This window comes from Stenotrophomonas sp. PS02300, assembly GCF_029959395.1.
GTDB classification, from domain to species: domain Bacteria; phylum Pseudomonadota; class Gammaproteobacteria; order Xanthomonadales; family Xanthomonadaceae; genus Stenotrophomonas; species Stenotrophomonas maltophilia_AD.
Genome location: NZ_JASCOP010000015.1, coordinates 43,467 through 51,926, shown reverse-complemented (window position 1 = coordinate 51,926; position 8,460 = coordinate 43,467). Strand labels below are relative to the sequence as shown.

Genomic DNA, 8,460 nt, shown 5'->3' with positions numbered 1-8,460 from the left:
ACCAACGGTCGTGCGCTACCGCATCCGCGGTAGGTGTCGACCGTTGGTCGATGCGGGCCGCCGACCAGAATTCAGGGCGGGTCGCCCAGCTTCAACGACAGGTCAATCGCCTGCACATGCTTGGTCAGCCCGCCGATCGAGATGCAATCCACCCCGTCGTTGGCAATCGCGCGCAGGCCAGCCAGGTCCACGCTGCCGGAGACCTCCAGCGGGATGCGGCCGGCGGCGATGCGTACCGCTTCACGGCGGGTGGCGGCGTCGAAGTCGTCGATCAGGATGCGGTCACAGCCCACCGCCAGCGCTTCGCCCAGCTGCTCCAGGTCTTCCACTTCCACCACCAGCGGCAGCCGTGGCCACTGCGCCCGCGCGGCGTTGACCGCAGCGGTCAGCGAACCGGCGGCGCGGATGTGGTTTTCCTTCAGCATCACCGTGTCGTACAGGCCTTGGCGATGGTTGTCGCCCCCGCCGCAGCGCACTGCGTACTTCTGGGCCGCGCGCAGGCCCGGCAGGGTCTTGCGGGTGTCCAGGATGCGCGTGCCGGTGCCGGCCACGGCCGCTACGTAGCGTGCGGTGGTGGTGGCAGTGCCCGACAGCGTCTGCAGGAAATTCAGCGAGGTGCGCTCGGCGCTGACCAGGCTGCGGTTGCGCCCGTGCAGGATCGCCAGCACGGTGCCGGCGGGCACCGCATCGCCTTCGGCCACGCGCCATTCGATCCGCACCTGCGGGTCCAATGACTGGTGGGTGGCATCGAACCACGGCCGGCCGGCGATCACCGCGTCCTGCTTGCACAGCAGGTAGGCGCTGTCGGGGCGGTCCGGGAGCAGGGCGGCGGTCACGTCACCCGGGCCGATGTCCTCGGCCAGGGCGCGGGCGACATCGGCCTGTACCTGGCCGGGGTCAGGGGGCGTCAGCGCGCTCAGGCTCATTACCTGGGGAAATCGGTGATCTGGGCGGTATCGATGGCTTCTTCCGGCAGCAGCACCGGAATGCCGTCGTTGACCCGGAAAATCTGTTTGCGGTCCTGGGTCAGCAGCGCTTCGCGCAGGGGCTGGTCCAGCGGGGTGCCGTCGAGGTTGGTCACCGTGCCGGCGCCAATGGCCCGGTTGAGCGCGTCCAGGCCCTTGGAATCCAGCAGGGACAGGCGCTGGTTGGTGCGGGGCGCGCACAGGAGGTCGATGACTTTGCGATCCATGGGTTCTTCGTCTTGCGTGGAAGGCGGCTAGAATACGTCTTTAAGGCAGGTGACGGCCAATGACCCCCAACCAATCCGCGCCGCTCGTCGGCATCGTCATGGGTTCCCGCTCCGACTGGGAGACCATGCAGCACGCGGCGCAGAAGCTCGACGCGCTCGGTGTTCCCTACGAAGTGAAAGTCGTGTCGGCGCACCGCACGCCCGACGTGCTGTTCACCTACGCCGAACAGGCCGGCCCGCGTGGGCTGCGCGCCATCATTGCCGGTGCCGGCGGCGCCGCGCACCTGCCGGGCATGATCGCCGCCAAGACCGCAGTGCCGGTGCTGGGCGTGCCAGTGCAGTCCAAGGCCCTGAACGGCATGGATTCGCTGCTGTCGATCGTGCAGATGCCGGCCGGCATCCCGGTGGCCACGTTTGCCATCGGCAACGCCGGCGCCTCCAACGCCGCGTTGTTCGCCGCCGCCATGCTGGCGCCGGAGCAGCCGGCCATCGGCCAGGCGCTGGATGGCTTCCGTTCCCGCCAGACCGAAGACGTCATGGCCCACGACGATCCGCGTCAATGACCACGGTGACCGTTGGCATCCTGGGCGGCGGCCAGCTGGCCCGCATGATGGTCCTGGCCGGCGCGCCGATGGGGCTGCGCTTCGAACTGTTCGACCCGGCCGCTGATGCCTGCGGCGGGCAGCTGGCGCCGCTGCAGGTGGCCGCGTTCGAGGACGAGGCCGCCCTGGCCGCGTTCGCCGAACGGGTGGATGTGGTGACCTTCGATTTCGAGAACGTGCCCGCCCGCAGCGCGCAGTTCCTGGCCGACCGGGTGCCGGTGTATCCCAACCCCGACGCACTGGCCGTGGCGCAGGACCGCCTGAGCGAAAAGACCCTGTTCCGCGAGCTCGGCATTCCGCTGCCGGCGTTCGCCGACATCGACAGCCGCGACACGCTGGCCGCCCGGGTGGCCGAGTTCGGCCTGCCGTGCATCCTGAAGACCCGCCGCTTCGGCTACGACGGCAAGGGCCAGTTCCGCCTGCGCAGCGAGGCCGACATCGATGCGGCATGGGACGCGCTGGGCGGCCAGGTGGCCCGTACCGGGCTGATCCTGGAGGGCTTCGTCGCCTTCGAACGTGAAGTCAGCGTGGTCGCCGTGCGTGGCCAGGATGGCGAATTCCGCGCCTGGCCGGTCACCGGCAACTGGCATGTGGATGGCGTGCTGTCGGCCAGCCTGGCCCCGGCACGGTTGTCCCCGGCACAGCACGACGCCGCGATCGGCTATGCGCAGACCCTGGCCGAACGGCTCGATTACGTCGGCGTGTTCGCGCTGGAGCTGTTCTGCCGGGGTGACGAGCTGCTGGCCAACGAGATGGCACCGCGCGTGCACAACTCCGGGCACTGGACCCTCGAAGGCAGCGAAACCTCGCAGTTCGAGAACCACCTGCGCGCCGTGGTTGGGCTGCCGCTGGGCGACACCCGCATGCTGGGGCATGCCTGCATGCTCAACTGGCTGGGTGAGATGCCCGATGCGGAAGCCGTGCTGGCACAGCCGGGTGGCCACTGGCACGACTACGGGAAGGAGTCGCGTGACGGCCGCAAGGTCGGGCACGCCACGCTGCGCGAGGACGAGGCCGGAGTGCTGGCTGACGCGTTGGAAGCAGTGGGGCGGCAGCTGGATCGCTCTGAACAGGTGGAGCCCGCAGTCGCCAGCCTGCGCGGTTGATTTTTTTCAATCGCGCAGCTGCGTGGCCACGAAATCCCAGTTGACGATTTTCCAGAACGCGTCCAGGTACCGGCCGCGTTCGTTCTGGTAATCGGTGTAGTACGCGTGTTCCCACACATCGCAGGCCAGCAGCGGGGTGCTCTGGCCGGTCAGCGGGGTGCCGGCGTTGCGGGTGGCCTGGACCGCCAGCGCGCCATTGGGGTGCTGCACCAGCCATACCCAGCCGGCGCCGAACACGCCCAACGCGACCCGGTCGAATTCCTCGCGCAGCCGCTTGGCGTCGCCGAAATGGCGGCTGATCAGTTCGCCCAGCCGCCCCTGCGGTTCGCCACCGCCGCGTGGGTGCAGGCACTGCCAATAGAAGGCGTGGTTCCAGGCCTGCGCGGCCGCGTCGAACAGGCTGCCCTGGCTCTGCCGCACGATCTCCTCCAGTGGCAGCTCGGCCAGCTCGGTGCCCTCGATGCGTGCGTTTACCGCCTCCACGTAACCCCGGTGGTGCTGGCCGTGGTGCAGGTCCAGGGTGGTGGCCGACAGATGCGGCTGCAGGGCGGTGCGGTCGTAGGGCAGGCGGGGCAATTCGAGGGGCATGGGTCGCTGCAGGCTGGAGACGGGGCGCCGGAGGCAGGGCCAGTAGGATTACAATGACCGTCTGGGAAGTCTATCCGACCGGCGAGGTCGGGTGTCCCGTGGCGCAGGGAGAGTCGTGGTGGCGGTAATGCAAGAGATCCAGGCCGAAGTGGACAAGTACCCCCTCGTGTTGTTCATGAAGGGCACCCCGCAGTACCCCATGTGCGGCTTCTCCAGCCGCGCCGTGCAGGCGCTGATGGCCGCCGGCGCCGTGTCGCTGCGCACCGTCAACGTGCTGGAACTGCCCGAGGTCCGCGCCAACCTGCCACGCTTCTCGAACCTGCCGACCCTGCCGCAGCTGTTCATCAACGGCGAGTTGATCGGCGGCTGCGACATCGTGCTGGAGCTGTTCGAATCCGGCGAACTCAAGCGGATCGTCGAAGAGGCCTCGCAGCCGTGAGTGCGGTCCCGTCCGTTGGGGTCGGGACCGGATCGCTGGCCGATCGCGTCATTCTGGTGGCCGGTGCGGGTGGGGGCTTCGGCAGTGCCGCCGCCATTGCCTGTGCCGCCGCCGGTGCCACCGTGGTCCTGCTGGGGCGCAAGCCGCGCCGGCTGGACCGGGTCTACACGGCGGTGGAAGCGGTCGGCCCCGAGCCGTTGCTGTACCCGCTGGACCTGGAAGGGGCCACCCCGGACGACTACGCCACCCTGGCCGAGCGGCTGCAGTCCGAGCTCGGCCGGCTCGATGGCGTGCTGTACTGCGCCGCCGACTTTGCCGGCCTGACCCCGTTCGAACACGCCGACCCGGCCGCGTTCGCACGGGCGGTGCACGTCAACCTGACCGCCCCGGCCTGGCTCGCCCAGGCCTGCCTGCCACTGCTGCGCCAGCGCGACGATGCCGCGCTGGTGTTCACCGTGGACGATCCGGCCCGGGTAGGGCAGGCCTACTGGGGCGGCTATGGCGCCGCCCAGCATGGCTTGCGTGGGCTGATTTCCGCGCTGCACGACGAGCTGGCCAACAGCCCGGTCCGGGTCAGCGGCCTGCAGCCCGGCCCGATGCGTACCGCGCTGCGGGCCCGGGCCTACTCGATCGACGAGGACGGCATGGCCCGCGATCCGGTTGCCTGCGCCGCCGCGGCCGTCGAACTGCTCTCGGCCCAGGGCATCGCCCACCGGGGCGCGGTGCTGGACCTGGCGTAACCGGCTGGCAACAGCCGCGACTTACCCTTGAGGTGAGGCCCGCCGGCGCATGGCGGCGCGCCCGATCCTGAACGCGAAAGAACCCCGGCATAGCGCCCTGTTCAGCCAAATGTGAAGAAAGCGTCACGATCGCGTTGTGATGGCGTGTGTTTTGTCGCCAAACGGTCATATAGCGGGCTTATCGTGTTAATCTAGTGTTAACCGTTGCGGCTGAAACCAGCCTGCGGCAAGGGAACCCAGATAAAAGTCCAGACAGCCGCTGAATGGCTGCTTGGGCGCGCTTTTTTTTCCGTCATCGCCAACTCGCATCGAGGCTACTCCCAATGATCGACCCACGCTGTCTCCGGATGTCCAAGCTCACCCTTGGCCTCATGGCAGTACTTGCTGCCGCCCCCGCCTTCGCCCAGAGCACCTCTGCCGGTGTCGGCGGCCAGGTCATGTCTGCCGCTGGCCAGCCTGTTGCTGGCGCCGAAGTCACCATCACGCACACCGAGTCGGGCACGGTCAGCCGCGCCACCACCGATGCTGCGGGTCGTTACAACGCGCGCGGCCTGCGCGTGGGTGGTCCGTACACCATCACCATCACCAAGTCCGGTGAGGGCACCAAGACCGAAGAAGGCGTGTACCTGGGCGTGAACCAGACCGGTACCGTCAACGCCGCCCTGACCGGCGACGTGGCCGCCACCAACCTGGAAGCGGTGCAGGTCGTGGCCGTGGCCGGCGGCTCGGAAGTGTTCAGCTCCACCAAGATGGGCTCGGGCACCAACATCAGCCAGCAGCAGATCGAGACGGCCCCGTCGATCGGCGGCAACATCCAGGACCTGATGCGTCTTGACCCGCGCGTGACCTTCATCGACCGCGCCTCGGGCTCGATCTCGGCCGGTGGCCAGAACCCGCGCTTCAACTCGATCAACATCGACGGCGTGTCCGCCAGCGACACCTTCGGCCTGGAAGGCAACAACATGCCGACCCGCCGCCAGCCGGTCGCCATGGAAGCCATCGAAGCACTGGACATCAACCTGTCCAACTACGACGTCAGCATCGCTGCCGCCGCCGGTGCCACCGTCAACGCGGTGACCAAGTCCGGTACCAACGAATTCCACGGCTCGGTCTACGGCACCTACCGTGACGGCGACTGGTTCGGCGACAACCCGGAAGGCCAGAAGTTCAACGGCTTCACCAAGGAAGAAACCTACGGCATGACCGTGGGCGGCCCGATCGTGAAGGACAAGCTGTACTTCTTCGCCAACTACGAGAAGTTCAAGCAGGCCGCCCCGGGCGCCGACCTGAGCGGCACCGCGCTGGGCAAGGCCAACCCGCAGTTCACCCTGGCCGACGTGACCCGTGCGCAGCAGATTGCTGAAGGCTACGGCATCGCCGCCGGTGGCCTGGAAAGCAATGGCGATACGGAGATGGAAGAGTACGCGCTGAAGCTGGACTGGAACATCAGCGACAACCACCGTGCCAACATCCGTTACAGCAAGATCGACCAGAGCAAGCTGCGCATCAACGGCATGACCACCAGCTCGGCCTCGCTGAGCTCGTACTGGTATCAGCACGACAAGACCAACGAGAGCTACGTCGCCCAGCTGTTCAGCGACTGGTCGCCGAACTTCTCGACCGAGCTGAAGGCTTCGTACCGCGAATACTCGGCGATCCGCAATGTCTCGACCGACGCGCCGAGCATCCGCATCTTCTTCCAGGGTACCGAAGCCTCGCCGTCCGGCGACTCGCTGTACCTCGGCACCGAAGTCAACTCGCAGGACAACATCCTGGAGACCAAGGCGTGGAACTACTACGCTGCCGCTACCTGGACCCTGGGTGACCACGACGTCAAGTTTGGTGCGTCGTACGACACCAACGACATCTACAACTACTTCGGCGCCAACTCGTGGGGCGCCTACACCTTCTACGGCCTGGACAACTTCGCTGCCGGCCGCTGGAGCAGCTACAACTACAACCCGGAACGCACCCCGGGCTCGATTCCGGCTGACTACAAGTTCAGCAACCTGGCCCTGTTCGTGCAGGACACCTGGTACGTCAACAACAACCTGACCCTGACCTTGGGCGTGCGTGCCGACCGTGCCGACACCAGCCCGGCCCCGGCTTACAACGCCCCGGCCTCGGCATTCTTCGGTCTCGACAACAGCGAAGTGCTGAGCAACAAGTTCCTGATCCAGCCGCGTGCGGGCTTCAACTACACCTTCGACACCGACCGCCAGACCCAGCTGCGCGGCGGCGTGGGCCTGTTCCAGGGTGACGCCCCGCAGGTGTGGCTGAGCAACAGCTACTCGGCGACCGGCTTCAACAATTCGGTCTACACCTACACCAACGGCTACAACCCGGCGCTGCCGTTCAACCCGAGCAAGGACGGCCAGCCGGTCCCGACCACGCCGGGCTCGAACCGCCAGAACGTCAACTTCGTCGGCAGCGACTTCAACATGCCGTCGGTGTACAAGGCCAACCTGGCCTTCGACCACGAAACCCCGTGGTACGGCATCGTGGCCTCGGCCGAACTGCTGGTCACCAAGGTCAAGGACGCCCTGTACTACAAGAACCTGAACCTGGGTCCGGTGCAGTACCAGGGTCCGGACGGCCGTGACATGTATTACTCCCGCGGCAGCACCGGCAATGCCTGGGCTACCGGCAACGCCCGTGCAGGTCGCAACCAGGCCTATGACGCGGTGTACGAGATCGCGAACACCGACAAGGGTCGTACCTCGCAGTTCACCGTCTCGCTGGCCAAGCCGTGGGATGCCGCCAGCGACTGGTCCTGGAACCTGGGCTACACCTACACCGATGCCACCGAAGTCGGCACGCTGACCAGCTCCACCGCCAGCTCGGGCTGGGGCTACCAGTACGCCTTCAACGCCAATGACGAAATCGAGAACACCTCGCGCTACCAGATCCGCGACCGCCTGTCGGGTGCGCTGAACTGGAAGCACAAGTTCTTTGGTGACTACGAAACCCGCGTCGGCCTGGTCTACGAAGGTCGCAGCGGCCGTCCGTACAGCTACGTCTACGTGAACGATGCCAACGGCGACAGCCGCTCCGCGAACGACCTGTTCTACGTGCCGACCGGCCCGGGCGACGTGCTGTTCGGCAACCTGACCCAGAGCGGCCAGTTCACCGCCGATCCGGCCATGGAGGCCTCGTTCTTCGAGTGGCTGAAGAACAACCCGCAGCTGGCCAAGTACGCCGGCCAGGCGGCTCCGGCCAACCAGTTCCGTACCGGTTGGATCAACACCTTCGACCTGCGCATCAGCCAGGAACTGCCGGGCTTCATGAAGGGTCACAAGTCGGAGATCTGGCTGGATATCCAGAACGTCGGCAACATGATCAACAAGGACTGGGGCAACATCTACGACTACGGCTTCTTCGCCGATGCGCGTGTGGCCACCCTGCAGGGCATCAAGGACGGCAAGTACGTGTACAACTTCCGCGGCGCGGACGAGCCGGCAGTGGCCAACAACGACGCAGACGGCTTCGACGTCGGTGTCTCGCAGTGGTCGGTGCAGCTGGGCTTCCGCTACCAGTTCTGATGAACTGAGCTAGTGGCAAGGTAAGAGGAACGGCCGGGGAAACCCGGCCGTTCTGCTGTATGCGGGGCGGAGGCGGGCGAGGGCGCTTGTCTGTTTCTGTGGATGGGCGTATGCTCGTCCGGTTGCGCGAAAAACGCGCACGTACGGCAGCCCCCGAGGCGTGGCCGGGGTCGAAACGCATCCAACGGTCGGGTTTCCCGGCCGTTTTGCTTTTTAAGGGGGCAGCGGTACAGTCGGCAACCTTGAGGAAG

The 8,460-nt window shown here is 66.7% G+C and carries 8 protein-coding genes; 5 read left to right on the top strand and 3 right to left on the bottom strand.

What is annotated here, in order from left to right; all coding sequences use genetic code 11:
* Positions 1–71: 71 nt before the first annotated feature.
* On the bottom strand, positions 72–926 hold the full coding sequence (gene nadC / locus QMX79_RS05235) for a carboxylating nicotinate-nucleotide diphosphorylase (protein WP_282245072.1): 855 nt from the start codon (positions 924–926) through the stop codon (positions 72–74).
* Complete coding sequence (locus tag QMX79_RS05230) at positions 926–1,192, bottom strand: Trm112 family protein (RefSeq protein WP_282245070.1); 267 nt, start codon at positions 1,190–1,192, stop codon at positions 926–928. The genes nadC and QMX79_RS05230 overlap by 1 nt, the downstream gene beginning before the upstream one ends.
* Before the next feature lie 59 nt (positions 1,193–1,251).
* Here QMX79_RS05230 and purE point away from each other — a divergent pair, with 59 nt between their 5' ends.
* Complete coding sequence (gene purE / locus QMX79_RS05225; RefSeq protein ID WP_093534030.1) at positions 1,252–1,755, top strand: 5-(carboxyamino)imidazole ribonucleotide mutase; 504 nt, start codon at positions 1,252–1,254, stop codon at positions 1,753–1,755.
* Positions 1,752–2,900, top strand: coding sequence for a 5-(carboxyamino)imidazole ribonucleotide synthase (locus tag QMX79_RS05220; protein WP_282245066.1), 1,149 nt, complete (start codon positions 1,752–1,754; stop codon positions 2,898–2,900). The genes purE and QMX79_RS05220 overlap by 4 nt, the downstream gene beginning before the upstream one ends.
* A gap of 6 nt (positions 2,901–2,906) precedes the next feature.
* Here QMX79_RS05220 and QMX79_RS05215 read toward each other — a convergent pair whose 3' ends face one another.
* Positions 2,907–3,488 (bottom strand): Fe-Mn family superoxide dismutase, encoded by a 582-nt coding sequence (locus tag QMX79_RS05215; protein ID WP_282245065.1) that lies wholly within the window; start codon positions 3,486–3,488, stop codon positions 2,907–2,909.
* Between the two features lie 118 nt (positions 3,489–3,606).
* On the opposite strand from QMX79_RS05215, the gene grxD reads away from it, so the two are divergent.
* The 3 genes from grxD to QMX79_RS05200 all read left to right on the top strand — a co-directional run bounded on the left by grxD (position 3,607) and on the right by QMX79_RS05200 (position 8,209).
* Positions 3,607–3,927: a Grx4 family monothiol glutaredoxin gene (grxD, locus tag QMX79_RS05210; protein ID WP_282245063.1), complete on the top strand. Its 321-nt coding sequence runs from the start codon at positions 3,607–3,609 to the stop codon at positions 3,925–3,927.
* Positions 3,924–4,667, top strand: coding sequence for an SDR family NAD(P)-dependent oxidoreductase (locus QMX79_RS05205; RefSeq protein ID WP_282245061.1), 744 nt, complete (start codon positions 3,924–3,926; stop codon positions 4,665–4,667). Before grxD ends, QMX79_RS05205 begins: the two co-directional genes overlap by 4 nt.
* 347 nt (positions 4,668–5,014) lie before the next feature.
* Complete coding sequence (locus tag QMX79_RS05200; RefSeq protein ID WP_282245060.1) at positions 5,015–8,209, top strand: carboxypeptidase regulatory-like domain-containing protein; 3,195 nt, start codon at positions 5,015–5,017, stop codon at positions 8,207–8,209.
* Positions 8,210–8,460: the final 251 nt, after the last annotated feature.

Excerpts from the sequence above, each read along its gene's own strand:
- QMX79_RS05200 (WP_282245060.1), top strand. The coding sequence starts at position 5,015 with ATGTCCAAGCTCACCCTTGGCCTCATGGCAGTACTTGCTGCCGCCCCC.
- QMX79_RS05215 (WP_282245065.1), bottom strand. The coding sequence starts at position 3,488 with ATGCCCCTCGAATTGCCCCGCCTGCCCTACGACCGCACCGCCCTGCAG.
- nadC (WP_282245072.1), bottom strand. The coding sequence starts at position 926 with ATGAGCCTGAGCGCGCTGACGCCCCCTGACCCCGGCCAGGTACAGGCC.
- QMX79_RS05220 (WP_282245066.1), top strand. The coding sequence starts at position 1,752 with ATGACCACGGTGACCGTTGGCATCCTGGGCGGCGGCCAGCTGGCCCGC.
- purE (WP_093534030.1), top strand. The coding sequence starts at position 1,252 with ATGACCCCCAACCAATCCGCGCCGCTCGTCGGCATCGTCATGGGTTCC.
- QMX79_RS05230 (WP_282245070.1), bottom strand. The coding sequence starts at position 1,192 with ATGGATCGCAAAGTCATCGACCTCCTGTGCGCGCCCCGCACCAACCAG.